The organism is Microbacterium natoriense, from assembly GCF_030816295.1.
In the GTDB taxonomy this organism is placed as follows: Bacteria; Actinomycetota; Actinomycetes; order Actinomycetales; family Microbacteriaceae; genus Microbacterium; species Microbacterium natoriense_A.
The window spans coordinates 2,331,738-2,356,912 of the sequence record NZ_JAUSXV010000001.1 but is presented as its reverse complement, the minus strand read 5'-3'; the positions used below and the strand labels follow the sequence as shown (position 1 = coordinate 2,356,912).

The window sequence follows — 25,175 nt, the reverse complement described above, 5'->3', positions numbered from 1 at the left end:
TGTCGGCATGAGCACACCGACCCGCACCACGACGATCCCCCTGGTCGGGCCGTACGATCTCGGCGAGGTCGCCCTCATGGGCTTCGGCCACCGCGATGAGTCGACGTTCGACGGAATCATGCGGCTCGCGTTCTGCACCGACGCCCTCGACGCGCAGGTCGGCGTCGAAGTGCGCCAGGACGGCGACACGCTCACGCTCACGGTCCACGGCGAGGGCGATCTCACGGCGATCGCCGCGCAGGTGGCTCGGGTGGTCTCGGCCGATCATGACGGAGACGCGTGGGCCTCGGTCTGCGCGTCGGATCCGGTGCTCGCCAGAGTCCACGCAGAAGCTCCGGGGTTCCGGCCCTCGAATTTCTACAGCCCGTACGAGGCGGCCGTCTGGGCGATCCTGTCGGCTCGACGCGCCCGTCGACAGGGCATCGCGCTCCGTGAGCGCCTGTCCCGTGAGCACGGAGCGGTGTTCCAGCTGGCAGGACGCGCCGAGCCTGCGGTTCCACTGCCGCAGCAGCTGCTGGCGCTCGACGCGATCACCGGGCTGCCCGCCGACCGCATCCCCCGGCTGCACGCGATCGCTCGCGCGGCTCTGGACGGCACGCTCGACGTGAGGCGTCTGACCTCGATGGACCCCGCTGCCGCGATGATCGAGCTGCAACAGCTCCCGGGCATCGGCCCGTTCTACAGCGCGTTGATCGTGATCCGCGGGTGCGGATCGGCCGACGCGCTCCCCGTCCACGAAGTTCACACGAGAGTTGCCGTTCGCGAGCTGTACGCGCTCGATCACGATCCCGACGAGGTAGAGGTGGCCGCGATCTCCGAGCGATGGCGCCCCTTCCGCACGTGGGCGGCCGTGTCGCTTCGAGCGGTCGGTTCGCGACTATCCCGTTGACGAAGGAGGGGCGGATGCCTCGGCATCCGCCCCTCCTTCGTGAACGATCAGGCGCGAACCATCAGGCCTGCAGCGATCCCTGCAGATCGAGCGTGATCGTGACGTCCTTGCCGACGAGCACACCGCCGGTCTCAAGCGCCGCGTTCCAGGTGAGGCCGAAGTCCTCGCGGTTGATGACGGTGGTCGCAGATGCGCCCGCCTTGTAGTTGCCGTACGGGTCCTGTCCGAAGCCGCCGAACTCGAACTCGAAAGTGACGGGCTTGGTGATGCCGCGGATGCTCAGGTCACCGTCGACGAGGAAGTCGCCACCCTCGACGCGGGTGCCGGTGGAGACGAACTCCATGGTCGGGTACTCCTCGGTGTCGAAGAAGTCGGCGGAACGCAGGTGCGTGTCGCGGTTCTCGTCCTTCGTGTCGATCGAGGTGACGTCGACGCTCGCCGTGACGGTCGCCTCGAGCGGGTTCTCCGGGGCCACGAGAGTCGCGCTCTTGACTCCGAAGGTGCCGCGCACCTTCGAGATCATCATGTGGCGCACGCTGAAGGTGACCTCGCTGTGAGCGGGGTCGAGCGTCCAGGTGCCGGCGCGGTAGCCGGGGATGTCGATGGTCATGCTGTCTCCTAGAGGATCGTCGGTCCGCGTCTGCGGCATCACATGTTCCAACTTACATGCATGTGAATGTATTCCTGTGAATGTGAGGTTTCTCCGTCGGATGCGGAAAGCGCCCCTCTCCGCGGGGAGAGAGGCGCTTTCCAGGCGAGTCTGATCAGCCGACGGCAACCAGGTCGATGATGAAGATCAGAGTCTTGCCGGACAGGAAGTGGCCGCCGCCGACGGGGCCGTATGCCAGGTGCGGCGGGATCACGAGTTCGCGGCGTCCGCCGACCTTCATGCCGGGGATTCCGTCCTGCCATCCCTGGATCAGTCCGCGCAGCGGGAACTGGATGGTCTCTCCGCGACCCCACGAGGAGTCGAACTCCTCACCGGAGTCGAACTCGACACCGGCGTAGTGCACGGTCACGGTGTCGCCGGGCTTGGCCTCAGCGCCGTCGCCCACGATGATGTCGCGGATGACGAGCTCAGCGGGAGCGGGGCCGGTGGGGGCGTCGAACTCAGGCTTCGTACGATCAGTCATGCCTCCATACAACCCGAGGCCCGCGCCGTGGTCAACGCGAGCGCACCTGCTCACAGCGAACACGTCGGCGCGCCCGTGCGACACTCCGGCAGACACGCTCCGCTCCCCCGGATGCTCTGCGGCCGCGTGATCCCAGATGCATCACGGAGAGAGGATCTGGTCGTCACGGCGAATAGACCTTGACACTCGCGGATGCCGGGTGCACCCTGTTCATAGATCAACTCAGCGCCCGGAGGACTTGCAGGCATCGCCGCAGCACCGGGCGCTGAGTCTTGTCACGAACCAGCCGCCGCTGATTCACTCTCCGCTCGCTGCGGCGTATTCCGCGAGGAGCGCAGCCAGGTCGACAGGTCTGCTCAGAGGAGCGCAGTGGCTGGCGTCGATGTCGTCCGCCACCACGTCGAGCCGGGTCAGGGCCAGAGCTCTGAGGAACTCCGGCGGAAAGAACCTGTCCTGAGTGCACACGATGAACCTGGTCGGCGCAGACGGCCAGGCTGCCATCGGCCAAGGCGCAGCCATGGCCGTCGATGAAGGATGTGCACGCTCGTAGCTCATCGCCCGCTCGGCGAGTTCACGCGGCACGTCATGGTAGAAGCTCACGAAGGGGTCCTCATGCCCCGTGCGACCCCCGTCGCGGGCCGACGCCTCGGCGACCGCCTCCTCGTATCCGGTGTTCTTCCACCACTCATCCGGCGCCTCGCCGGGCGACGGGATCATCCCTGCCAGCAGCACCAGCAGTCGTGCGCCCAGGCGCTCCGCGACGATCGGAGCCGTGAACGCACCCATCGAGTGCCCGACCACGACGACCTCGTCGCCACGCACCCCTGCCTCGGCGACGACGGCATCCGCATAGTCCTCGAAAGTCTGCGCCTCGTCGTCGCCCGGGAGGTCGGGCGCGATCACTCTGTGACCGCGCCCGACCAGCTCCCGAGCCACGAGATGCCAGGACCAGCCGACATCGCCCGCGCCGTGGATCAGGATGAACGTGCTCATGATCAGCTCAGTAGGCGAGCAGTGCGGCCTTCGTCGCCCTGGTTCGCACCAGCAGAGCCTGCTCGTCCTGCGCCGCCATCGGATCACGGCCGGTGATGGAACGCTGACGAACCATCGCGAGGGTCGTGGCGTCCTTGATGAACTCACGCATGAGCGGTCGACGATCCCCGCGCAGCTGGGCCGCCCAGTTGAGGCCCACCTTCCGTCCCGCAGCCGTGGCGAGCATGTTGACCTCCTCGGGCGTGAACCAGCCGGCGGCGGCGTAGTCGCTGAGGCGCGCCTTCGTCAGACGGGCCTCCTCACGCCGCAGCGCGATGACGCCGAAGATGAAGCCGACGAACAGCGGCACCTGGAGAAGGAAGTACAGCAGGAAGAAGTCGCCGAAGGTGGCTGATCCGTTCCACAGCGCGTGCAGGAAGACCGCGCCGAGCCAGCCGAGCGCGGCGAAGCCCAGTGCGGCGCCCGCCGATGCATGCCGGCGGGCGGCCAGTCCGATGGCGAGTCCCGTGAGCGAGGTGAACATCGCGTGCGCGAACGGCGACAGGATCGCTCGCACGACGAACGTCATGGTGAGCTGTGCTCCCCCGCCTTCGATCAGGCTGATCGCGAAGTACTGGATGTTCTCGGTGAAGGCGAATCCGGCGCCGACCAGTGCGCCGTAGACGACACCGTCGACGGGGCCGTCGAACGACCGCCGGGCGATCAGGAAGATGAGATACACGCCGAGCCCCTTGAACAGCTCCTCGACGATCGGCGCCTGGACGACCGCTCCTGCGGTGTCGCTGCGAGTGCCCACCAGAAGCGTGAGTCCGAGATCGAGGAGCAGGGTGAGTCCGATCGCGGCGATGGCTCCCCAGGCGACGGCGAAGAACACCATCAGCTTGGGTTCGGGCTCCCAGCGGTCGATCATCCAGACCACGAAGAACACGATCGCGAGCGGCACCAGGGCGAGGACGAGACCGATCACCGACGCGAGCGGGCCCAAGAACACGGTGAAGTAGCCGATCAGCGCGAGCAGCAGGAAACCGAGGAACCCGAACAGGATGTACAGCACGAGTTTGCCCTTGCCCCTCGGCACCGGCAGGGCCGGCAGGCCTTGGGCGGGCGAAGGGGCGATCGGCGCAGGCGGCGAGTACGGCGTGGGCTGCGCAAGCACCGAGGCGTATCCGGGCTGCTGCGTGAAATGCGCGGGCGCGTAGTTCGACGACGCATACTGCTGCGCAGAGTACTGCTGCTGCGGTGCGCCGTACGGCGGCTGGGGCGGCGTCTGCGGGGCGGCGGGCTGCTGAGGGTAGGCGTGCGGGGGCTGGGCGCCCGGCTGCGGAGCGGCCTGCGGTTGTCCCGGCTGCTGCGGGTACGCCTGCTGCTGCGGATATCCGGGCTTCTGCGGGTACTCTTTCTGCTGCGGATATCCGGGCTGCTGCGGGTAGGCCTGCTGCTGCGGATAGGCCTGCTGTTGCGGAGCGCCGTACGGATTCGGCGCCTGCTGTGCTGCCGGCTGCTGCGGATGAGACGCCTGCGGCGCGGGCGGCTGATAAGCCTGCTGAGGGTAGCCGCCTGGCCCGGTCGGCGGCTGCGGCGCCGGCGGTTGCGCGGCCTGCGGCTGCCCCGCTGGTGGCGGGGTGTACGGGGTGGGCTGGGACGGTCCTCCGGAACTCATAGACATGAGCATATTGCGAAGGCCCGCTTTCACCGGCTCTTAGTCCGTTCCTCCTGCGAAAGATCGCCGATCGCGACTACCGTAGTGATATGCGGTTCGCTCATCTGCGCCGTGCCGACTCCTCCACGGCAGAGCTTGCCGTGGTGGAGGGTGCCGACGCCATCCTCGTCTCAGATCTCCTACCCGACCCTCCCGCGACGCTTCAGCAGCTGATCGAAGGCGGCGACGAGCTTCTCGCCGCCGTGCGGGCTGCTGTCGTCGCAAGCCCGGCCCCCCGGCATCCGCTCGGAGAGCAGGCCTTCGCCTCCGCCGTGCTCGCACCGCCTGCCGTGCTCGCCGTCGGCCTGAACTATGCCGCCCATTCCAGTGAACTCGGTCTGAAGACCGACACGGCGCCGACGGTCTTCACCTTGTGGCCGAACTCCCTCACCGGGCACGGACAGACCACGTCCTGGCCGCGCGCGCTCAGCGAGGCGGTCGACTACGAGGCGGAGCTCGGCGTGCTGATCGGCACGCCGGCGAAGGACGTTGCGGAGGAGGACGCGCTGTCGCACGTCTGGGGTTACACCGTCGTGAACGACATCACCGCCCGCAACGTGCAGTTCGCCGAAGCGCAGTGGTCGCGCTGCAAGTCGTTCGACGGGTTCACGCCGACGGGTCCGTTCGCCGTCACCGCAGACGAGATCGCCGATCCTCAGGATCTGCACATCTGGACCGTCGTCGACGGCCACACCGTGCAGGACGCGACGACGGGTCAGATGGTGCGTTCAGTGGCCACCCTCATCGCTCACCTCTCGCAGTCGCTGACTCTGCTTCCGGGAACATTGATCTCCACGGGCAGTCCGGGCGGAGCGGGCTACTCCCGTGATCCGCAGATCTTCCTGCGTGACCGCTCCACCGTCACAGTCGCCATCGACGGGATCGGCGAGCTCACCACGCACTGCCGGATCACCGGCTGAGAGATGCGCAGACGCGATGAGGGCGGGGATCCGATCGGATCCCCGCCCTCATCGTCGTTTCGCCGGCAGCGTCAGCTGCCGTAGGAGCCCGAGGAGGCGGCGAGCGCGAAGATCGAGATCACGGCGATGATGCCCGCGATCAGGCCGAGCGCCGTAAGGATCCACCCCGCGATGATCGCGACCTTGGCCGGCGTGTTCTCGTATCCGACAGCCCGGCTCTGGTTCCTCGCGACGTACCCGAGGATCAGGCCGACCACGGACGAGACCACGAAGGTCAGGATGACCGCGACGATGCCGAGGGTCTTGCCGGGGATGGTTTCGGGAGCGGGCGAATACGGCGGCGTCTGCGCGCCGGGAACCTGATTGGTCATTTGTCCTCCAGTCGAACGGGTTGTGTGCGTCGACTCTATCCTGTGAGCCAGCTGAATGCCCATGGGGAGAAGGCCCCACCTGCGTGCCGCAGGGTGCGTGACGCTCACCGCGAGCAGCCGCAGCTCTCCCCGATCTGCAGACCGACGCCCAGACGCACCGTCTTCAGAGGCACCGAGCCGTCGCCCGGATCCGTGAGCAGCAGGTGCGCGGCGACGCGTCCCATCAGCTCCATCGGCTGACGTACCGTGGTGAGGGTCGGGGAGGACATGCGGGCGGCGAGGATGCCGTCGAATCCGACGATGAGCACGTCTCGTGGCGCCTCGATGCCCTCGGCTCGGAGGACGTCGATGAGGGCGATCGCGACCTGGTCGCTCGCGCACACGAGGGCGTCGGGAAGCGTGCCGGCACGTGCCCGGGCGACGACATGGAGGAACTCCGGCGACGAATCGAGGTCCACTCCGTCGAGGGCCTCTCCGACGACGCCGCCTCCGTGCTCGTCGAGGATCCGGAAGAACGCGTCCATGCGCTCCGCGTAGTCGTACGACAGATCGGCGCCGATCCAGCCGAGCGTGCGCACCCCGTGCTCCTCGATCAGGTGTCCGACCAGCATCCGCTCGCCGCCGATGTTGTCGACCAGCACACGGTGACCGTCCCCCGTCTCGCTGCTGAGCACGACCACGGGGAGATTGACGGCGACGGAGGCCAGCGACGCCATCGCCGACTGCCCGGGAAGCACCGCGAGACCGTCCACGCGTCCCGCGGTGTCTGCGACGTCGCGGACGTCGGTGCCGCCTGTGCTGAGCAGCACCGCCCGGCCGTTTCGCTTGCACTCGAGCACGAATCCGCGCTGAACCTCGTCGACGTACAGCGGGAACGTCTGCGGCTCGCTCAGCCGCGCGTCCTCGACGGCGTCCCAGGGGACGAGGTCGGCATCGAGGTCGAGCGTGTCGAGATCGACGCGTCTCTCGTGGGCGTCGGGCCGCTGCGGGAGAGCCCCGTCCGGCGGGCCGTCCAGCAGCATGTCGAACAGATGCAGACCCAGAACGCCCGTCCGGCCCCTCGCGAGGTTGCGCGCCGATCCGCTGGGCACATAGCCGATCGCACGTGCAGCCTCGAGAACAGACGCTCTGGTCTCCGGCCGCACCTTCTCCGGGCGACGGAACGCGAACGACACGGTGGCGATCGAGACACCTGCACGCTCGGCGACGTCGTAGACGGTGGGGCGACTGGACGCCATGTGCACCTCGCTTTCTGGGCGATTCTACTGACGGCAGGGTCGCTGGGCGGCGGTCACGGCAGGGTGAGTCCCGTTCTCAGCGGATACAGCGGATCGGGCGTGTCTCCAGGGACATCCGTGCGCGATCTCCGCACAGCGTCCATCGAGCGGGGAATCTCCACGGGGAGGGTTCCACGCGGCCGGATGCGCCCGGACAGCGCGGCGAGGACGGCTTCGTCGGAGCTCCCGAAATCGACCGCGAGCGCGGCGGCGAAGGGGACGAAAGGAGTGAGGATGCCGGGGCGATCCAGGTTCACGACCAGAACGAGAGGGCACTGCTCCGCGATGCGCTTCAGACGCACGACGAGCCCCGGCGGGAACTCGAGAGATCCCTGATGGAACCACCTTTCGAGGAACAGATCGTCGCGCGCATCGAACGGAGCGCCGATGCGGACGATGGCGAGGTCCGCATCCTCCGGTCGCGACACGGCATCCGCCCGATCCTGCAGCGCTCCTTCGTGCAGCCCCTCCGCGTACACCCGCGGACGCGGTCCGGCGAACAGCGGCAGCGTCCCTTCGCGATTCTCGAGCACCGTGACCGATTCGGCCTGCGCGCGGAACCCCTGCTCTCGGAAGGCCGCCGCACCCACGATGCGCTCCGCCTCGTCCTCGTCGACGAACGGGTCGTCGAAGAGGCCGAGTCGGAACTTCACGAGCAGGATGCGCCGCACAGACGCGTCGAGACGTTCCGCAGACACCTCGCCGCTCGCCACGAGCTCCTGCAGCAGCTCCACGCACTCCTCGCCGCCGAACTGATCGACGCCCGCATCGAGCAGCATCCGCATCCGTTCGATCGGCGACAGGTGCTCCACGCCCCATGCACGAGCCGGGAGGACCTGGTCGCCGACGTGATTGTCGTTGACGAGCTCCCAGTCGGTGACCACGACGCCGTCGTAGCCCAGTTCCTCGCGCAGGAGGTCGGTGATGATCTGGCGGCTGTAGCCGAATCCGACCTCGGCGATCGGCTCGCCGTTGCGGACCAGACCGACCGGCATGCCGTAATAGGGCATGATCCCCGCCGTGCCGCGACTGATGGCCTCGACGAACGGCTTCAGATGCTCCTCGAATCGACCGCCCGGATAGACCTGCTCGCGCCCGTAGGGGAAGTGCGCATCTTCGCCGTCGAGCTGCGGGCCCCCTCCCGGGAAGTGCTTGGTCGTGCAGGAGACGCTCTGCGGTCCGAGTTCATCTCCCTGGAACCCCTGCAGATAAGCGGCCGTGATCTCCGAGACACGATCGGCGTCGTAGCCGAAGGTCTGAGCCTGCCGCCCCCACCTGGCTTCGGTGGGCAGGTCGATCTGCGGGTGCAGCGCCGCCCGGATGCCCACCGCGAGATACTCCTGACGTGCGGTGTCGGCGAACCGTCGGATCAGGTCGATGTCGTCGATCGCGGCGAGTCCCATCGGCTCGGGCCACTGCGAGAACGGACCAGCCGAGAACGCGACTCCGGTGTTCTCCACGAAAGCGTGCCGCGGGTCTGTGCTGATCGTGACCGGGATGCCGTGAGGAGTCTGTTCGGCCAGCCGCTGCAGGTTGTTGTTCCACCGGGCCCCGTCGCGTGCGGTGCGCATGGCGTGGACGTTGAAGTGGTTGAGGTGCTTGCTCAGCACGACCTCCGAGGTCGGCGACTTCGAGATCGCGCCGGGCGTCTCGAGCAGTTCGCCGTCGGGTCCTATCTCGATGACCGTCTGGAACATCAGGCCGACCTTCTCCTCTGTGGAGAGACGGCCGAGCAGATCCTCGGTGCGCTCGGCCGGCGACAGGCGCGGATCTTCGTACGGATCCATGACGCCGTTGCCGTTGAGGTCGCGGTAGTCGACACCCTCGGCGGATGTGCGGAGATGGGGTTTCATGTGTCCTGCTTTCACTGGGCCGGAGCTGTGTCGAATGCGAGTCGTCGCCTACTTCAAGCCCGTCGTCGCGACGCCCCGGATGAACCAGCGCTGAAGGAAGACGAACAGGAGAAGGATGGGCGTGATGACCAGGACGGATCCCGCGAGCAGGAGACCGTAGTCCGTGGCGTTCTGTCCCGTCGAGTACAGCGACAGCGCCACCGGGAGCGTGTACATCTCCTCGGTCTGGGCGGCGACGAGGGGCCAGAGGAAGTTGTTCCACGACGACAGGAACGTGAGGATGCCGAGCGTCGCCAGCGGCGGTCCGCACAACGGCATGACGATGCGTGTGAAGATGCGCCACTCCCCTGCGCCGTCGAGACGGGCGGCTTCCAGCAGCGGATCAGGGATGCCCAGCATGAACTGCCGCATCAGGAACACGCCGATGGGTGCCGTCAGGAACGGCAGGATCAGACCGGGGAAGGTGTTCACGAGCCCGAGCTTGGAGACCATCACGAACAGCGGCACGAAGGTGACCACACCGGGCACCATGAGGGTGACCATGACGAGGCCGAACAGCATCTTCTTGCCGGGGAACTCCATCTTCGCGAGCGCGTAGCCCACCATCGAGCAGAAGACCATGTTGCCGAGGACCGTGACGACGGCCACCACGACGCTGTTCACGAAGAAGTGACCGAAGTCGAGCGGTCCGAACCACGCGGCGAAGTTCTCTCCTGTGGGGCTCTCCGGCCACCAGGTCGGCGGTCTGCGGAGGATCTCGCCCTGAGTCTTCACCGAGCCGAGCAGCATCCAGACGAACGGGATGAGCCACAGCACGAGGCCGACGGCGAGAACGGTGTAGGTCAGCGCCCGTCCGCCGCCGCGGGTGCGTCTGCGCCGACGAGGGACAGGAGGCTGAGCGGTGGCGGCTGCAGGAGCCGCAGTGGATGTCGTCATGGCCTCAGTCCTTCGATCGGAGCAGGCGGAACTGCAGCAGGCTGATCAGGGCGATGGCGAGGAACAGCACGTAGCTGGCCGCCGACGCGAGGCCGTACTCGCCGAAACCGAACTGCTGGTACGTGTAGAAGGCGACCGAGAGCGTCGAGTCGAGAGGGCCGCCCTTCGTCATGACGAACGCCTCCTCGAAGAACTGCAGATAGCCGACGGAGATCAGAACGGCGCCGAGAAGCAATGTCGGACGCAGCAGCGGAAGCGTCACGGAGATCAGACGGCGCCAAGGCGACGCGCCATCCATCGTGGCCGCCTCGTTGACGTCCTCGGGGACCGCCTGGAGCCCCGCGAGGAAGATCACCATGAGCGTGCCCACGTTGCGCCACACGGCCATCATGATGAGCGACGGCAGGGCGAACGCCGGGTCGTTGAGCCAGTTGGGGCCGTCGATGCCTACGACCGCGAGGGCCGAGTTCAGCAGGCCCTCCGGCTGGAGGATGTAGCGCCAGACCACGGAGATCGCGACGATGCTGGTCACGACAGGTGCATAGAAGCCCACGCGGAAGAATGCGACGATCCGTCCTCTTCCGCTGTTGAGCGCAAGAGCGAGCGCCAAGGCCACGATCATCGTGACCGGGATGCCGACCAGCACGAAAACGCCGGTCACACCGAGCGAGGTGAGGAAGCGCGTGTCGGTGAACAGCGTGAAGAACTGCTGCAGCCCCACGAAGTTGACCGCGAACGGCGAGGCGATGTCGCGTGCTGTGAAGTCCGTGAACGACATCGCGAAGGACCCCACGATCGGGAACAGCATGAAGATCGCGAATACGATGACGAACGGCAGCGCGAAGCCCCACGCGACGAGCGCCTGACGGCGGCGCCGGGTCGCGCCCAGGCCGCGTTTTGCGGCGCTGCGGGGACCGGTCAGGGTCCCCGCAGCGGTGGTGGTGGATGCGGACATCGGCTCAGTCGAGTCCGATGGCGTCGGCGTCGGCCTGCAGCGTCTTCAGCACCGCGGCGACGTCGCCCGTGCCACGGCGCAGCGACTCCAGCGCCTGGTCTCCCTTGGCAGCGACCTTGACCCAGCTGGTCGTGACGGGCGGCGCCTTGGCGGTCTCCAGCTGTGTGCCGAAAGTGGCGAGGCTCTTGTCACCGGCCACCGCCGGCTCTTCCCAGGCAGCCGTGGACGCAGGCAGGTCTCCCGTCGCCTCGAAGAATGCGGCCTGAGTCTCGGGCTGGCTGAGCCAGTCGACGAGCTTCCACGCGGATGATGCGTTGTCGCTGCCCTGGAAGACAACGAGGTTCGCACCGCCGCTGAAGGAGACCGAACCCTCGAGCGCCGGGAGGACCGCGGTCGTGTACTTGTCGGCGAAGCCTGCTCCGCCGACCGCCTCGAGCTGCCCGCGCAGGAACGGCCCTTCGACCACCATCGGCGCCGTGCCGTCGACGAACTCGGCCTCGGTCGAGCCCGGCGAGGTGTCGACGTTCGGATCGGCGATGCCGTCGGTGAAGAAGCTCTGGTAGTACTCCAGCCCCTTGGCCATCTCAGGTGTGTCGAGGGTCCAGCTCTTGCCGTCGGTCAGCTCCGCGCCTGCCGACCAGGGCATCCACATCGCGCCCTGGAAGGAGTCGTTGCCGGCTGGCAGGCGCATGCCCCACGTGGCGCCGCCCTTGCTCTGCATGTCCGCAGCCATCTGCGAGAGTTCGTCCCACGTCTTCGGAGCCTCGGTCCAGCCCGCCTTCTCGGCGATGTCGGTGCGGTAGTAGAGGACGCGGGTGTCGACGTACCACGGCACTCCAGCTGCCCGGTCGCCGACCTTGGTGGTGCTCAGAGCGCCGTCGAAGAAGCCGTCCGTGGAGATCTGCTCGGGCACAGTGGCGAAGGCATCGGAGAAGTCGGCCATCCAGGTGGTGCCCATCATCGCGATGTCCGGAGTGTTGCCTCCGGCGATCGCGGTCTGGATCTTGTTGTGCGCCGCATCCCACGGGATCGGAGTCACATCGATCTTCACATCGGGGTTCTTCTCCTGGAACGCCTTCACGAAGTCGGGCAGGGCTTCGCCCTCGGCGCCCATCGCCCAGATCGAGATCGTGCCGGTGGCCGGTCCGTCATCGATCGTGGTCGCGTCGTCAGGGGCGCTGCCCGTGTCCTCGGCCCGGCCGCAGCCGCTCAGAAGGAGCGAAGCGGTCGCCAGCGCCGCCACTCCCCCGAGAATCCTCGTGAACTTCACGTCTTCCTCCTTGAATCGCCTGTTCGATCTATGCGCTTAAACTCGCACTACTCGCTATCTAAGCGCATAGATCACGGGATGGCAACCCTCCTGCGACATGCACCGAGAGCCCCGGATCAGCGTGCGAGACGCAGAACGGCCCCGACGAGCGGATCGTCGGGGCCGTTCTCGGCGGGATCTCAGATCTCGAGATCCTCAGGAGCGATGATCGGGATGGCGGCCGTCACGGCTTCGAGTCCCGACAGGCGAGCGGGTGAGAGCTGCTTGATGACTTCTTCGCGCGACATGAGGCCGGCCTCGACGACGAGATCGGCGACGTTGCGGTTGGTCAGCAGAGCCGTCTTGGCGAGAGCCGCGGCCGCGGCGTATCCGATGAACGGGGTGAGCGCGGTGATCACCCCGACCGATGCACCGACCATGGCGCCCAGCCGGTCGCGGTTCGCAGTGATGCCGTCCACGCAGTTCACGCGCAGGGTCCACATCGCCTGCCGCATCCATGTGATCGACTGGAAGATCGAATGCGCGATGACGGGCTCGAAGGCGTTGAGCTGCAGCTGACCAGCCTCGACAGCCATCGTGACGGTCATGTCGGCGCCGACCACCGCGAAGGCGACCTGGTTGACGACCTCGGGGATCACCGGGTTGACCTTTCCAGGCATGATGCTGGAGCCCGCCTGCATGGCAGGCAGGTTGATCTCACCGAGACCGGCCTGAGGCCCTGAGGAGAGCAGACGCAGGTCGTTGCAGATCTTCGACAGCTTGATCGCGTTGCGCTTGATCGATGAGGAGAACGACATGAAAGAGCCGGTGTCGCTCGTGGCCTCGACGAGGTCGGAGGCGGTGGCGAGGTCGAGGTCCGTGATCTGGCGAAGGTGCTTCAGCACCGCCGGAGCGTAATCGCCGTGGGTGGTGATGCCCGTGCCGATCGCCGTGGCCCCCATGTTCACCTCGAACATCAGGGCCGCGTTCTCGCTGAGCCGCTGATGGTCGTAGCCGAGCGTCGTCGCGAAGCCGTGGAACTCCTGGCCGAGCGTCATCGGCACGGCATCCTGCAGCTGGGTGCGTCCGACTTTGAGGACGTCGTGGAACTCCCCGGCCTTGCGCAGGAACGACCGGCGCAGCAGATCGAGTTCCTCGAGCATGGAGTGGAGCGTCAGCGAGAGGCCGATCTTCACCGCGGTCGGGTAGACGTCGTTCGTGGACTGGCTGCGGTTGGTGTGGTCGATCGGCGAGAGGAAAGCGTAGTCGCCCTTCTCGCGGCCTGCCATCTCGAGCGCGATGTTGGTGATGACCTCGTTCGCGTTCATGTTCGTCGAGGTGCCCGCACCGCCCTGGATCACGCCCACGGTGAACTGATCGTGGAACTCCCCGTCGATCACCCGCTGCGCGGCGCGGTCGATCAGGTCGGCTCGCTCCGCGTCGAGGACGCCGATCTCCTTGTTCGCGCGTGCACTGGCCTGCTTGACCATCGCGAGGGCGATGACGAGGTCGGGATAGACCGAGATCGGGCGCTTGGTGATCGGGAAGTTCGCGTCAGCACGGGCGGTGTGGATGCCCCAGTACGCGTCTGCGGGGATCTCCATGCTCCCGAGGGAATCGGTCTCTGTACGGGTGAGGGCGGGCGCGGCAGAAGCCATGTCACATCCTTGTGGGTCGTGGCGAGTGAGAGATTCGGGGGTGCTTCTAGTGTACGCCCGTTCAATGCGGCGCCCGGATCAACGGCCCGGCTTGCGCGAGAACTCCTCCAGCCGCTGCTCCGGGGTGAGCCGCGCCATCCGCTCCAGCCAGGCCTCCGAGAAGAAGTCTCCGGTCGGAGCGTCCGTCACCGGCACGACGGTGTGAGTGATGGTGTCGGGACGGACATGCACGATCTGGAATGACTGCGCGGCATCCATCCCGTTGACATCGGCCGCAGGACGGGCGACGTTCATGGTGTAGCAGGTGGCCGAAGCGACGCTCACGGGCACTCCGGCGAAGGTTCCGTGCGACGAGTAGTGCAGATGGCCGGCGAGGATGCCGCGCACATCGGTGCCGCGGATGACCTCGGCGAATTCGTCTTGATGCCGGAGTTCGAGGATGTCGAACAGCGGAAGATGGCTCGGCAGCGGCGGGTGATGCATGGCGAGGAGAGTGCCGTGCGGCGCGGGCTCGGCGAGCACGTCGGCGAGCCAGTCGAGCTGCGCGCCATCGATGTCTCCGTGGTGCCACCCAGGCACGCTCGTGTCGAGGGCGATCAGTCGCAGTCCGTTCAGATCCCACACGCCGGTGACCGGATCTTCGCTGGCAGCCTTATCGAGCAGACCCGAGCGCAACGCGGGCCGCTCATCGTGGTTGCCGGCGACCCAGACGACGGTCGTGTCGAGCGCCGCAGCGACCGGCTCGACCGCGGCCCGCAGTCGCCGATACGCGTCCGGCTCACCCAGATCGGTCAGGTCGCCCGTGATGACGATCGCCGACGGATGCGGGTGCACCGCAGCGATGGCTTCGAGGGTGCGGGCGAACGTGCGATCGACGTCGTAGCGCCCGCCGAGCTTGGCGCCGCCGGCGAGGAAGTGCGTGTCGCTGACGTGGACGATCACATGAGAAGCGGGCTGATGGCGGCCGAATGCGTATCCGGTCCTCTGGGACTCGCTCATGGCACCAGCCTAGGCGGCGGTGCCGACGCGGCGCCGCCGCCTCTTCAGCCGGCCGCAGAGCGGACGTACTCGGACAGCACGACCCCCGAGTCGAACACTGTCGTGCCGACCTCGTCGAACCGCTCGGGCGCGTACGGCCGCGGGCCGAAGAGCGGGATGCCGGCGCCGAAGAGCAAGGGATTGCGCTTGAGCACCAGACGGTCGATCTGGTCGGAGAGAGTCGCAGCCAGGGCGCCGCCGCCGCACAGCCAGATCGCCCCGCCCTCCTGCTCTTTCAGCTGGCGCACAACGCGCCTCGGGTCGTGCGCCGTGACCTCGAGGCTCTCCCCGCTCGCGGTACGGGTCCGGGAGAACACGATCTGGCGGAGATGGCGATAGGGACTCGTGACACCGAACGGCAGTCCTACGGCGTAGGTGTTCCACCCCATGAGAACGGTGTCGAACATGCCCCCATCGCGCGAAACCCCGAGCGCGTCGGCGACGTCGGTCGGCACGGTGTCCCCGAAGCGCTCGTTGATCGCCGCCATGTGATCGCCCTCGCTGAGGAGCGCATCGAACTCCCCGTCAGGACCGGCGATGTAGCCGTCGAGGCTCACCGCCACGTAGTAGACCAGTTCTCGCATCTTCGCTCCAATCACAACACTTGTCGTAGTAGAGAGTACACCAGACGTAGTGGTTCCGCTATCATGACGGCATGGCGAAGAATGAGACCCGGCGGCGTTCACTGGCGGATGCTGGCCTCGCCGTGCTCGCCCGGGAAGGCTCGCGAGGGCTCACGCATCGCGCAGTCGATCTCGCCGCCGGCGTCCCCACGGGCACGACGTCCAACTACTTCCGCAGCCGTGATTCGCTCATCGCCGGTCTCGTCGAGCGAATCGGCGAACGCCTGGCCCCCTCGGAGCAGGACCTCGCGCGACGAGCATCCGAGACGCCGAGCGTCGCACTGTTCGCCGACTACCTGCGTGACATCGTCCGCCGCCTCAGCGCCGACCGTGAAGTGACCATCGCGCTGTTCGAACTCAGGCTCGAGAGCAGCAGAAGACCCGAAGTCTCCGCCGTACTCGGCGCCTGGCAGCGCGCGGGATTCGAGGGGGACGTCGAGTTCAACACAGCCGCCGGGCTCCCGGGCGGACGGAGGGAGATCGCCCTCTTCCACTACGCGATCGACGGCCTGCTGCTCGACCGGCTGACCACTCCGATCGACCCCGGCACGTCGACCGACGATGTGATCGACGATCTCGTGGCCGGGTTGCTCGGCTGAGCGCGATCGGGCCGCCTAAGACGCAGCGATCAGTGCCCGATCACGATGAGCGCGATCCCCGATGCGACCGCGAGAGCGCAAAGGACGAAGCATCCGTAGGCGCCGATCAGGGCCAGCCGCTTCTCGCCCGCCGTGAGCGGACTCTTCTTGGCGGCCTTCGCCGCCTTCTTCTCAGCGCGCTTGAGGTCCTTCTCGGTGATCACGGTGATCGCGTCGGTGAACTCGGCCGGACTCACGACAGGCGCGCGACCGCTGCGGACAAGCAGGCGCAGCCCGATCGCGTAGAAGCCGACGATCGCACACGCGCCGACCAACGCGGCGACGAACACCAGCAGGAATGCATTCCAGTCGATCGCGACGCTCACAGCGACTCCCCCTTGCCGGCGTTCTTCTCGGCATCGGCCCCGGCCTTCGCCTTCTTGCCCGTCGCCCCGGATTTGCCCTTGGCCTTCTTCTGGTCCTTGGCGGCCTTCTCGGCCTGAGCCTTGGCCTTCGCCGCCTTGTCGGCGTCGTCCCTGGCCTTCTTGGCGTCGGCCTTCGCCTTCTCGCGCGCCGCGGCGCGCGCCTTCGCCTCGGCTTTCGCACGCTCGATGCGCTGCTGTCGGCGCGTGGGCGGCGGTGTGTCGGGCAGCTCCACGGCCAGGCCCGACTCCGCGACATCGCTCATCGCGTTGGCGTGGGTGACGGCATCCTTGCGCGAGCGGAGGAAGAGGCCGACGATGATCGCCACCGCGAGCACCGCGTCGACCGCGATCCCCCAGCCGCCGAGCCACTGGATCAGAAGCGCGGCGAGCGCGCCGACGGCGCCCGCTGCGGGAAGCGTGAGAAGCCAGCCGATGGCGATGCGCCCGGCGGTCCCCCAGCGCACGGATGATCCGCGACGGCCGAGACCCGAGCCGATCACCGACCCGGATGCGACCTGGGTCGTCGACAATGCGAAGCCGAAGTAGCTCGAGGCGAGGATGGTTGCGGCCGTCGAGCTCTCCGCCGCGAACCCCTGCGCGGGCTTCACATCCGTGAGCCCCTTGCCCAATGTGCGGATGATCCGCCAGCCGCCCAGGTAGGTTCCGAGCGCGATCGTCACGGCACACGCGATGATGACCCAGAGGTGCGGGTCGGCCTGGTCCTGGCTCTGCCAGCCGACGGTGATGAGGGCGAGTGTGATGACGCCCATGGTCTTCTGCGCGTCGTTGGTGCCGTGCGCGAGCGCGACCATCGACGAGGTGAAGATCTGTCCCCAGCGGAACCCGTCGCGCCCGTCCGGCTTGTTGTCGTACCGCCGCGTGATCGAATAGGCGATCTTCGTGGCCGCGAACGCGATGATGCCGGCAGTGACGGGAGCGATGAGCGCGGGGAGGACGATCTTCGACAGGACCGCGCCGAAGTCGATGCCGCCGACGCCGACGCCGACCAGGGTCGCGCCGATCAGGCCGCCGAACAGGGCATGCGAGGAGCTCGAGGGGAGTCCGAGGAGCCACGTCAGCATGTTCCAGGTGATCGCGCCGATCAACCCCGCGAAGATCATCGGGAGGAACGCGTCGGACACGCCGTCGTCGCGGATGATCCCGTGAGACACGGTCTGCGAAACCTCGGTCGACAGGAAGGCCCCGACGAGATTCAGCCCTGCAGCCAGTAGGACGGCGGTCTTGGGCTTGAGGGCTCCGGTCGCGATGGGCGTAGCCATCGCGTTCGCGGTGTCGTGAAACCCGTTGGTGAAATCGAAGAACAGTGCCAGTGCGATCACCAGCACGACGATGAGGGCTGCGGTTTCCACCGTTCGCTTTCGGTCGTTTGAGGAAGAAGGTGATGTCGACGGGATCGACGTGACGAACGAAGAGTTCATCGTGGGTTTGACTTCCGTTTACCGGCCCCGCTAAATCCTCCCATCCGGGCCGGGGCCGGTCAACTCGACCTGGGCTAGCGTGGAACGGTGACTGACGCACCGATCGCCGCCCGACGCCCGACCTCCCGCACCCATCACGGCGACACCTTCGAGGACCCGTACGAATGGATGCGCGACAAGGAGTCCGCCGAGGTGATCGCACACCTCGAATCGGAGAACGCCTTCACGGATGCCGCCACCGCGCATCTCGGCCCGCTGCGCGAGCAGTTGTTCCAGGAGATCAAGAGCCGCGTGCAGGAGACCGATCTCTCGGTGCCGACCCGGCGCGGCGACTGGTGGTACTACAGCCGCACCGAGGAGGGAGCGCAGTACGGCATCCACTGCCGAACCGCCGCAGCCCCGGACGACTGGACTCCTCCCGTCCTCGAACCCGGAGTCGCCGTTCCTGGCGAGGTCGTGCTGCTGGACGGCAACCTCGAGGCAGAGGGCCATGCGTTCTTCTCGCTCGGCGCCTTCGACACATCGGATGACGCGACGAAGCTCCTCTGGTCCACCGACTTCGACGGCGATGAGCTCTACACGGTGCATGTGCGCGATCTCGTCACGGGAGAGACGCTCGAAGATGAGATCCCGAACACTGGCAGCGCGTTCCTCACCCCCGACGGCACTGGTGTCATCTACACGACGCGCGACGAGGCCTGGCGGCCCGACACGCTCTGGCTCCATCGCCTCGGCACCGACGTCTCCGACGACGTGCAGCTGTTCCATGAGCCCGACGAGAAGTTCTGGCTCGGCGCCGGGATCACCCGGAGCCGGCGGTACCTCGTGATCGCGGTGGGGTCCAGCATCACGAGCGAGGAGTATCTGGTCGATCTCCACGGCGACCTCACTGCCGAGCCCCGTGTCGTGTGGCCTCGAGCCGAAGGCGTCGAGTATTCGCTCGAGCACGCCGTGGTCGGCGGCGAGGACCGCCTGTACATCCTGCACAACCAGGACGCGCTGGACTTCGAGCTGGTCTCCGTGCCGGCATCCGCTCCTCAGAGCGAGCGCCGCGTGGTGCTGCCGCACACTCCGGGACGGCGCCTGCTCGGCATGGACGCCTTCCGCGACTTCGGCACGGTCGAGTACCGCAGCGAGGGACTCGAACGAGTCGCACTGCTGGACTACGCCTCGAACGTGCTGGAGGACGTCTCCTTCGATGAGCCTTTGTACTCGGCCGGGGTCAGCGGAAACCCGGAGTGGCACGCGCCGTTCCTGCGGCTCGGTTACGGTTCCTTCGTGACGCCGGGCACCGTGTACGAGCTGGACCTCGCCACCCGGGAGCTCGTTCTGCGCAAGCAGGCGGTCGTGCTGGGTGGCTACTCCCCCGCCGATTACGGCCAGGAGCGGGCGTGGGCGACGGCATCCGACGGCACCCGCGTGCCCATCTCGCTCGTCTGGAAGCGTTCCTTCGGGGAGCCGGGGGCGTCCGTTCGCCCCGTGCACCTGTACGGCTACGGCTCGTACGAGCACTCGATCGACCCGGGTTTCTCAGTCGCCCGCCTGTCGGAACTCGATCGTGGCGTCATCTTCGCCGTCGCGCATGTGCGCGGCGGCGGCGAGATGGGCAGGCAGTGGTACGAGGACGGCAAGCTGCTGAGCAAGCGCAATACGTTCACGGACTTCGTGGCGTGCGCCGAGCACCTGATCGCGAGTGGCGTGACGTCTGCCGAGCGGCTCGTCGCCGAGGGCGGCAGCGCCGGAGGCCTTCTGATGGGGGCTGTGGCGAACCTGGCGCCGTCGTCGTTCGCCGGGATCCTCGCGGCCGTGCCGTTCGTCGACGCGCTCACGACGATCCTCGATCCCTCTTTGCCGCTCACCGTCATCGAATGGGACGAGTGGGGCGACCCGCTGCATGACGCGGAGGTGTACGCGTACATGAAGTCGTACACGCCATACGAGAATGTGCGCGCCGGCGTCGAGTACCCGCGCATCCTCGCCGTCACTTCGCTGAACGACTCGCGCGTCGCCTACGTGGAGCCTGCGAAGTGGATAGCCGCGCTGCGCGAGGCCGGAGCATCCGACGTCCTGCTCAAGTGCGAGATGGTCGCCGGTCACGGCGGCGTGAGCGGTCGGTACAACTCCTGGCGCGAGCGCGCGTTCGAACTCGCCTGGCTCCTCGACGTGCTCGGTCTCGCCGAGTAGCGGGCTGCCGCCGTCGGCTGCGATCAGAATCGAGCCCAGTCACGCCAGTGGTGGTCTCTTACCGCGCAGGCCACCCCAACTGCGACCAAGGTCGACGCCGGTCACGACAATGGTGACCGGCGTCGATCTCTGGCCACCAGTGAGGTGACCGCACTCGCGAACAGTGGGGGATCTGGACGGTCACGGATGCCAGCGCAGCCGCCGGATCGACCGATCACCTCATCAGGGTGAACGCGACCTTTCCTGCACAAGCACGCCGAAGCAGAGTTATCCACCGAAGGTGTGAGCGGCGCGCTGGATGAGGTGTGATGAGGAGCATGTCGCGTGCGCAGCCCCTTCCGCCTCCTCTGGGCGACGGAGCCTTCCGCATCGCCGAGGCGCGTGAGCTCGGCGTGAGCCGTTCCCGTATGCGCGCCAGCGACCTCGTCGCCCCTACTCGCGGCGTGCGGGTGCTGCGGCGGCCGAGCGATGCGGTCGATGTTGCCTCAGAGACGCCGTCGCAGCGCATGGAGCGAGTCCAAGGCGATCTGCGGCGTCGCGCCGAGGAGTTCGCTCCCGCGCTGACTCCCGATCAGTTCTACAGCGGCGTAACCGGACTCTGGCACTGCTTGGGGCGCCGATCCCCTACACGACGGCAGATCAGCTCGAACTGCACGTCGCGGCACGCCACCCTGCCGGCAAGCCTCGCCGAGCAGGAGTCTCCGGGCACCGCCTGGGCGCCAGGCCGCCCGACCGCTGGCTCGTGCGTGGACTCCCGATCGAGCATCCGGCACGTCTCTGGCGTCAGGCCGCTGAAGACTGGCGGCTCGATGATCTGATCGCCGCGGGCGATCATCTCGTCCTACCGCGACGGAGGCTTGTCAGCCTCGCCGACCTCGAGGACGAAGCCGCCGCGTCGACTCTCAGAAGCGCGCTGCTAGTCCAGGCGCTGGCCGAGATTCGCATCGGCGCGGAGAGTCCCGGCGAGACCAGGCTTCGCCTGCTTCTGACGAGAGCGGGACTTCCACTCCCCGAACTGAACTGGAATCTGTCGCGCGATGACGGGCGCTTCATCGCCCGCCTCGACCTCGCTTGGCCCCGCTACCGCGTAGCGAGCGAGTACGACGGGCGAGTGCACGCGTCAGACGAGCAATTCGCCCGCGACGCCGACCGTTGGGACGAGATCCGCGACGTGGATTGGAACCTCGTTCGTGTACTCAGTCACCATGTCCGCCCGTCCCCTCAGGTCGCGGTCGACAGAGTCAGCCGCGCCCTGTTCGACGCCGGGTGGCGCCCCGGACGCGACTGAGGCCGCTGAAACCGGCACTTCCAGCGATTCGGTCACGCATCCGGCGGAATGACGCCACGCAACCCGCCCAAACTGTGACCGTCCCGCGGGTTCAGTCACGCATCCGGCGAGATGACGCCACTCAACCCGCCACAACTGTGACCGTCGCACGGGTTCAGTCACGCAATCGGCGAGATCGCGGCGCAACCGCGCATCCCCCGAAGACCGGAGCTCAACCGAAGAGCGTCGCTGCGGCGTCGTAACGAACCTGAGGAACCGTGTTCAGCTCGCCCAGCGCATCGGCGAAAGGCACTCGCACGATCTCGGTGCCCTGCATGGCGACCATCTGGCCCCACGCGGCGTCCATGACCGCATCCGCGGCGTGCATGCCGAGGCGAGTCGCAAGCACCCGGTCGAACGCCGAGGGCGCTCCGCCTCGCTGGATGTGACCGAGGATCGTGGCTCGCGTCTCGATGCCCGTGATCCGCTCGATCTCGGGTGCGAGCAGATCGCCGATGCCGCCGAGACGCGGGCGGTTGAAGGCATCGAGCCCCTTGTCGCTGTACGCCTCGTCCATGTCGCGGAGCTTGAAGCCCTCGGACACCACGACGAGAGGCGCTCGACCCCGGTCGTGAGCGCTCGTGACGAGGTCGGCGATCTCGTCGATCGACATCGGGACCTCGGGGATGCAGATCACGTGAGCACCCGCGGCCATGCCTGCGTGCAGGGCGATCCAGCCGACGTGGCGTCCCATGACCTCGGCGACCATGCAGCGTCGGTGCGAGTCGCCCGTGGTGCGCAGGCGGTCCATCGCGTCGGTGGCGATGTTCACGGCCGTGTCGAAGCCGAAGGAGTAGTCGGTGGCGCGCAGGTCGTTGTCGATCGTCTTCGGGACGCCGAGCACGTTGATGCCGTCCTTGGCCAGGCGATCGGCCGCGGCGAGCGTGCCCTCGCCGCCGATGGCGATGATGCCGTCGATCTTGTGCCCGTACAGCGTCTTGGCGATGTTCTCGGCGCCGCCGCGCTCTCCCTCGTAGGGGTTGGTCCTGCTGGTGCCGAGGATCGTGCCGCCGACCTTGGAGAGGCCCTTCACGTCGTGGCGTGTGAGCGGGAAGAAGTCGCCGTCGACGACCCCGCGCCAGCCGTCGCGGATGCCGACGAACTCGAGGTCGTACGCACGGGTGCCCTTGAGCACGATCGCGCGGATCACCGCGTTGAGTCCGGGGCAGTCGCCGCCGCTCGTGAGGATGCCGATCTTCATGCTGCCGCCTTCGGTTGTTCGGGTAAGTGAGGGGGAAAGGCGACGTTGCCTGCGAACGACACTAGCGCCCCACAACGATCGAGCGCCATTCTCGGCGGCGAAAACGGCAAATCTTGCCGCCAAATCCGGACCTTGTGCCAGAAGTTCGAGAACAACACCGGATTCGACGGAAATGGGTGTTAAGAACCGAAATTCTTAACACCCATTTCTCACGCTGCGGCGAGGGCTCCTCGCAGCAGATGCATGAGCGCCGCCAACTGAATCGGCTCGGCGGCGACCTCATCGACGGTCTCGCCGTCGAGCGCGCGCGCAGCGAGGCCGTGCTTCTGATCGATCAGCTCCGCGATCTTCGTGTCGATCGTGTGCGCGGCGATGATGCGCCAGGCGGTGACGGGCTCATCCTGGCCGATGCGGTGCACCCGGTCGATCGCCTGCGTCTGCTCGGCGGCCGTCCACGACAGCTCGGCGAGCACGACGTTCGACGCCGCCTGAAGGTTGAGACCGACGCCGGCGGCCGTGAGCGAGCACACCGCGATCCCGACACCCGGATCGCTGTTGAAATCGTCGATCGCCTGCTGCCGAGCCGTCGAGGTCTGATCGCCTCGGATCGACACCGAGCGGATGCCGGATGCTGCGAAGTGCGCTTCAGCCCGGTCCATCACGTCGATGTGCTTCGCGAAGAACACGACCTTGCCGACGGAGCGCTGCAGCTGTGCGGCATAGTCCGCCGCGAGCTGAGCCTTCGCCTGGCCGATTCGGCGCACCATGGTGAAGACGTTGTCTCCGCCCGTGCCCGCCGCTTTCGACTCCTCGAGCTCGTTCAGAGCCACGAGCCTGACGATGTCCTCGTCGATCTCCCCGGGCGCGAGCCCCCGGTCGCCGCGAGCCTCGATGATGCGCCGGTAGCGCGCAGCCAGGCGCTCGCCCAGCTCTCGTTCCGCCTGGCGGATGCCCCGCCCGAACTCGTCGTCGAGCTGCACCGGCAGATCGGCGATGAGCTTGTCGGGCAGATCTGCCGCGACGTCCTTCTTCTTGCGACGAACGATGCCCATCGAGATCACCGCGTCGCGAGCCTCGGGGTAGAACGCCTTGTCCGCCGGCGTGAAACCTGTCGAGTCGAGCTTCTCCATGAGTTCGGGACCCGGCTTCTCCCCAGTGGTCCACCCCAGGAACCGCCAGATCGCGTCGAAGTCCTCGACGTCGTTGATCAGCGGGGTTCCGGTCAGGGCGAGCATGAGCGGGTTGCCGCCTGGCGTCTGCTCGCGCACTCGCGAGGCGAGCGACAACACGTTCTGCGAACGCTGCGATGACAGGTTCTTGATGAAGTGCGCTTCGTCGACGACCATTCCGCGCAGGCCGATCGAGGCGAGCCACGACAGGTGCCGGTCGAGGATCTCGTAGTTGACGATGAAGATGTCTGCGAAGGCGTCGATGTCGCCGCCGTCGCCCTGGATCACCGTGGCCCGACGCTGCGGCGTCCAGCGCTCGACCTCGCGCGCCCAGTTCATCTTGACGACGTTCGGGACGACGGCGAGCAGCGGGTAGGCGCCGGCGACGGACGCTGCGAGCACCGACTGCGCCGTCTTGCCGAGGCCCGGCTCGTCAGCCAGCAGGAAGCTGCGGTGGCCGCCGCGGACGGCTTCGAGGAAGCGCGACTGGTGCACCATGACCTCGAGCCCCTTGGGCGAGACGTGATCGAACTCGGGGGCGGGAGGCAGCTCCATGCTGGCCGCGGATCCACCGGCGCCGGTCTCGAACGCCTTGTAGAGGGGGCCCATGAGCTCCCAGCCGTCGAGCCGACGTCGCGGAGTCGCGGTCGAGCGGGGCGTGAGGTCGGGGGCGAGGAAGGGATTCGAGAGCTGGCGCGCCTCGACGGAGGGCGGAGTGACCTGACGCTCGGCGATGGCCGCGGGTACGACAGACACCTGCACGGGTGCGACATCCGCGATGATGAGCTCCTCGGGCGCCAGCTCGGCACCCGACTCGAGCAGCCAATCCCTGCGCATGCGCTTGGCCACGGGAGACGTGGCCTGATCGGCCTCGAGCAGCTGGATCAGAGAGGTGTCGCGCGCCGCCGTCTTGGCGAGGATCGTCGCGACGCCGTCGAGCCGCTTGAGCAGCTCCGAGCGAGCGGCGTCGCCGATCTCGGCATCCGCCTTCACTCTGGCGCGTTCTTCGCGCACGAGGAATGCGATCACCTGGAACTTGACGCGATTCGTCGGACCGAGTTTTCCTCGCTGAGACTTCGCCTCGATCTCGCGCACTTTGCGCGCCAGGATCGGGATCAGCGGTGCCTCGTCATCGCGACGAGACGTCTTCCTGCGCCGCGTGGCGGCTGGTGCCGTGGTCGGCATGCTCCTCCTGAGCGTGGAGGCCACAGCATCCGCGGGATGCCGGAGCCGTCTTCGATGTCCGCGTGTGGCGCGA

22 protein-coding genes are annotated in these 25,175 nt (G+C 67.3%); 5 read left to right on the top strand and 17 right to left on the bottom strand.

The annotated features are described in order from the left end of the window. Window positions 1-7: 7 nt before the first annotated feature. Complete coding sequence (locus tag QFZ53_RS10840; protein ID WP_307296245.1) at window positions 8-889, top strand: DNA-3-methyladenine glycosylase family protein; 882 nt, start codon at window positions 8-10, stop codon at window positions 887-889. A 61-nt stretch (window positions 890-950) separates the two neighbouring features. Here the strand turns inward: QFZ53_RS10840 and QFZ53_RS10835 are convergent, their stop codons facing one another. The 4 genes from QFZ53_RS10835 to QFZ53_RS10820 all read right to left on the bottom strand — a co-directional run bounded on the left by QFZ53_RS10835 (window position 951) and on the right by QFZ53_RS10820 (window position 4,675). Beyond that, window positions 951-1,499, bottom strand: a complete 549-nt coding sequence (locus tag QFZ53_RS10835; protein WP_307296241.1) for a YceI family protein — start codon at window positions 1,497-1,499, stop codon at window positions 951-953. Between the two features lie 154 nt (window positions 1,500-1,653). Continuing rightward, window positions 1,654-2,022: an FKBP-type peptidyl-prolyl cis-trans isomerase gene (locus QFZ53_RS10830; protein ID WP_130496616.1), complete on the bottom strand. Its 369-nt coding sequence runs from the start codon at window positions 2,020-2,022 to the stop codon at window positions 1,654-1,656. Window positions 2,023-2,319: 297 nt separating this feature from the next. Continuing rightward, a complete protein-coding gene (locus QFZ53_RS10825) occupies window positions 2,320-3,015 on the bottom strand; it encodes an alpha/beta fold hydrolase (RefSeq protein ID WP_307296234.1) in 696 nt (231 codons plus the stop codon). Window positions 3,016-3,022: 7 nt separating this feature from the next. Continuing rightward, entirely contained in the window at window positions 3,023-4,675 is a 1,653-nt protein-coding gene (locus QFZ53_RS10820; protein ID WP_307296232.1) for a PrsW family intramembrane metalloprotease, read from the bottom strand. Window positions 4,676-4,764: 89 nt separating this feature from the next. Between QFZ53_RS10820 and QFZ53_RS10815 the strand changes: the two genes are divergently transcribed. Beyond that, window positions 4,765-5,634, top strand: coding sequence for a fumarylacetoacetate hydrolase family protein (locus QFZ53_RS10815; protein ID WP_307296230.1), 870 nt, complete (start codon window positions 4,765-4,767; stop codon window positions 5,632-5,634). A gap of 71 nt (window positions 5,635-5,705) precedes the next feature. On the opposite strand, the gene QFZ53_RS10810 is transcribed toward QFZ53_RS10815, so the two are convergent. The 9 genes from QFZ53_RS10810 to QFZ53_RS10770 all read right to left on the bottom strand — a co-directional run bounded on the left by QFZ53_RS10810 (window position 5,706) and on the right by QFZ53_RS10770 (window position 15,555). Then, a complete protein-coding gene (locus QFZ53_RS10810) occupies window positions 5,706-6,005 on the bottom strand; it encodes a DUF4190 domain-containing protein (protein ID WP_292905808.1) in 300 nt (99 codons plus the stop codon). 104 nt (window positions 6,006-6,109) lie between these two features. After that, window positions 6,110-7,243 carry a LacI family DNA-binding transcriptional regulator gene (locus QFZ53_RS10805; RefSeq protein ID WP_307296225.1) on the bottom strand — a complete coding sequence of 378 codons (1,134 nt, stop codon included), beginning with the start codon at window positions 7,241-7,243 and terminating at the stop codon, window positions 6,110-6,112. A 53-nt stretch (window positions 7,244-7,296) separates the two neighbouring features. Beyond that, window positions 7,297-9,135 (bottom strand): glycoside hydrolase family 3 protein, encoded by a 1,839-nt coding sequence (locus tag QFZ53_RS10800; RefSeq protein WP_292905804.1) that lies wholly within the window; start codon window positions 9,133-9,135, stop codon window positions 7,297-7,299. Between the two features lie 48 nt (window positions 9,136-9,183). Beyond that, window positions 9,184-10,071, bottom strand: a complete 888-nt coding sequence (locus tag QFZ53_RS10795; protein WP_292905802.1) for a carbohydrate ABC transporter permease — start codon at window positions 10,069-10,071, stop codon at window positions 9,184-9,186. A gap of 4 nt (window positions 10,072-10,075) precedes the next feature. Further along, entirely contained in the window at window positions 10,076-11,026 is a 951-nt protein-coding gene (locus QFZ53_RS10790) for a carbohydrate ABC transporter permease (protein WP_292905800.1), read from the bottom strand. Between the two features lie 4 nt (window positions 11,027-11,030). Beyond that, window positions 11,031-12,296, bottom strand: coding sequence for an extracellular solute-binding protein (locus tag QFZ53_RS10785; protein ID WP_307296219.1), 1,266 nt, complete (start codon window positions 12,294-12,296; stop codon window positions 11,031-11,033). A gap of 179 nt (window positions 12,297-12,475) precedes the next feature. Continuing rightward, window positions 12,476-13,933 carry an aspartate ammonia-lyase gene (locus tag QFZ53_RS10780; protein WP_292905796.1) on the bottom strand — a complete coding sequence of 486 codons (1,458 nt, stop codon included), beginning with the start codon at window positions 13,931-13,933 and terminating at the stop codon, window positions 12,476-12,478. A 78-nt stretch (window positions 13,934-14,011) separates the two neighbouring features. Then, window positions 14,012-14,932, bottom strand: a complete 921-nt coding sequence (locus tag QFZ53_RS10775; protein WP_307296213.1) for a phosphodiesterase — start codon at window positions 14,930-14,932, stop codon at window positions 14,012-14,014. Between the two features lie 44 nt (window positions 14,933-14,976). Further along, window positions 14,977-15,555, bottom strand: a complete 579-nt coding sequence (locus QFZ53_RS10770) for a dihydrofolate reductase family protein (protein WP_307296210.1) — start codon at window positions 15,553-15,555, stop codon at window positions 14,977-14,979. Between the two features lie 71 nt (window positions 15,556-15,626). Here QFZ53_RS10770 and QFZ53_RS10765 point away from each other — a divergent pair, with 71 nt between their 5' ends. Further along, window positions 15,627-16,193 carry a TetR/AcrR family transcriptional regulator gene (locus tag QFZ53_RS10765; protein WP_307296207.1) on the top strand — a complete coding sequence of 189 codons (567 nt, stop codon included), beginning with the start codon at window positions 15,627-15,629 and terminating at the stop codon, window positions 16,191-16,193. Between the two features lie 29 nt (window positions 16,194-16,222). Here QFZ53_RS10765 and QFZ53_RS10760 read toward each other — a convergent pair whose 3' ends face one another. Both QFZ53_RS10760 and QFZ53_RS10755 read right to left on the bottom strand, forming a co-directional pair. Next, on the bottom strand, window positions 16,223-16,558 hold the full coding sequence (locus QFZ53_RS10760) for a peptidase (protein ID WP_292905786.1): 336 nt from the start codon (window positions 16,556-16,558) through the stop codon (window positions 16,223-16,225). Further along, window positions 16,555-17,967 carry an inorganic phosphate transporter gene (locus tag QFZ53_RS10755; RefSeq protein ID WP_307296204.1) on the bottom strand — a complete coding sequence of 471 codons (1,413 nt, stop codon included), beginning with the start codon at window positions 17,965-17,967 and terminating at the stop codon, window positions 16,555-16,557. Before QFZ53_RS10755 ends, QFZ53_RS10760 begins: the two co-directional genes overlap by 4 nt. Before the next feature lie 156 nt (window positions 17,968-18,123). Here QFZ53_RS10755 and QFZ53_RS10750 point away from each other — a divergent pair, with 156 nt between their 5' ends. Together QFZ53_RS10750 and QFZ53_RS10745 are read left to right on the top strand one after the other, a co-directional pair. Then, the gene (locus QFZ53_RS10750; RefSeq protein WP_307296202.1) at window positions 18,124-20,220 is read left to right on the top strand and encodes a S9 family peptidase; all 2,097 of its coding nucleotides are present in this window, start codon (window positions 18,124-18,126) and stop codon (window positions 20,218-20,220) included. A 742-nt stretch (window positions 20,221-20,962) separates the two neighbouring features. Next, window positions 20,963-21,508, top strand: a complete 546-nt coding sequence (locus tag QFZ53_RS10745) for a hypothetical protein (protein ID WP_307296199.1) — start codon at window positions 20,963-20,965, stop codon at window positions 21,506-21,508. A 211-nt stretch (window positions 21,509-21,719) separates the two neighbouring features. On the opposite strand, the gene QFZ53_RS10740 is transcribed toward QFZ53_RS10745, so the two are convergent. Next, the gene (locus QFZ53_RS10740; protein WP_292905778.1) at window positions 21,720-22,748 is read right to left on the bottom strand and encodes an ATP-dependent 6-phosphofructokinase; all 1,029 of its coding nucleotides are present in this window, start codon (window positions 22,746-22,748) and stop codon (window positions 21,720-21,722) included. A 209-nt stretch (window positions 22,749-22,957) separates the two neighbouring features. Further along, window positions 22,958-25,102, bottom strand: coding sequence for a DEAD/DEAH box helicase (locus QFZ53_RS10735; protein ID WP_307296195.1), 2,145 nt, complete (start codon window positions 25,100-25,102; stop codon window positions 22,958-22,960). Window positions 25,103-25,175 lie beyond the last annotated feature (73 nt).

Bases quoted from the DNA above. Each gene is read 5' to 3' on its own strand.
- QFZ53_RS10815 (WP_307296230.1), top strand. From the start codon at position 4,765: ATGCGGTTCGCTCATCTGCGCCGTGCCGACTCCTCCACGGCAGAGCTT.
- QFZ53_RS10840 (WP_307296245.1), top strand. From the start codon at position 8: ATGAGCACACCGACCCGCACCACGACGATCCCCCTGGTCGGGCCGTAC.
- QFZ53_RS10820 (WP_307296232.1), bottom strand. From the start codon at position 4,675: ATGAGTTCCGGAGGACCGTCCCAGCCCACCCCGTACACCCCGCCACCA.
- QFZ53_RS10735 (WP_307296195.1), bottom strand. From the start codon at position 25,102: ATGCCGACCACGGCACCAGCCGCCACGCGGCGCAGGAAGACGTCTCGT.
- QFZ53_RS10795 (WP_292905802.1), bottom strand. From the start codon at position 10,071: ATGACGACATCCACTGCGGCTCCTGCAGCCGCCACCGCTCAGCCTCCT.
- QFZ53_RS10770 (WP_307296210.1), bottom strand. From the start codon at position 15,555: ATGCGAGAACTGGTCTACTACGTGGCGGTGAGCCTCGACGGCTACATC.
- QFZ53_RS10830 (WP_130496616.1), bottom strand. From the start codon at position 2,022: ATGACTGATCGTACGAAGCCTGAGTTCGACGCCCCCACCGGCCCCGCT.
- QFZ53_RS10835 (WP_307296241.1), bottom strand. From the start codon at position 1,499: ATGACCATCGACATCCCCGGCTACCGCGCCGGCACCTGGACGCTCGAC.
- QFZ53_RS10805 (WP_307296225.1), bottom strand. From the start codon at position 7,243: ATGGCGTCCAGTCGCCCCACCGTCTACGACGTCGCCGAGCGTGCAGGT.
- QFZ53_RS10810 (WP_292905808.1), bottom strand. From the start codon at position 6,005: ATGACCAATCAGGTTCCCGGCGCGCAGACGCCGCCGTATTCGCCCGCT.
- QFZ53_RS10790 (WP_292905800.1), bottom strand. From the start codon at position 11,026: ATGTCCGCATCCACCACCACCGCTGCGGGGACCCTGACCGGTCCCCGC.
- QFZ53_RS10740 (WP_292905778.1), bottom strand. From the start codon at position 22,748: ATGAAGATCGGCATCCTCACGAGCGGCGGCGACTGCCCCGGACTCAAC.
- QFZ53_RS10765 (WP_307296207.1), top strand. From the start codon at position 15,627: ATGGCGAAGAATGAGACCCGGCGGCGTTCACTGGCGGATGCTGGCCTC.
- QFZ53_RS10825 (WP_307296234.1), bottom strand. From the start codon at position 3,015: ATGAGCACGTTCATCCTGATCCACGGCGCGGGCGATGTCGGCTGGTCC.
- QFZ53_RS10775 (WP_307296213.1), bottom strand. From the start codon at position 14,932: ATGAGCGAGTCCCAGAGGACCGGATACGCATTCGGCCGCCATCAGCCC.
- QFZ53_RS10800 (WP_292905804.1), bottom strand. From the start codon at position 9,135: ATGAAACCCCATCTCCGCACATCCGCCGAGGGTGTCGACTACCGCGAC.
- QFZ53_RS10780 (WP_292905796.1), bottom strand. From the start codon at position 13,933: ATGGCTTCTGCCGCGCCCGCCCTCACCCGTACAGAGACCGATTCCCTC.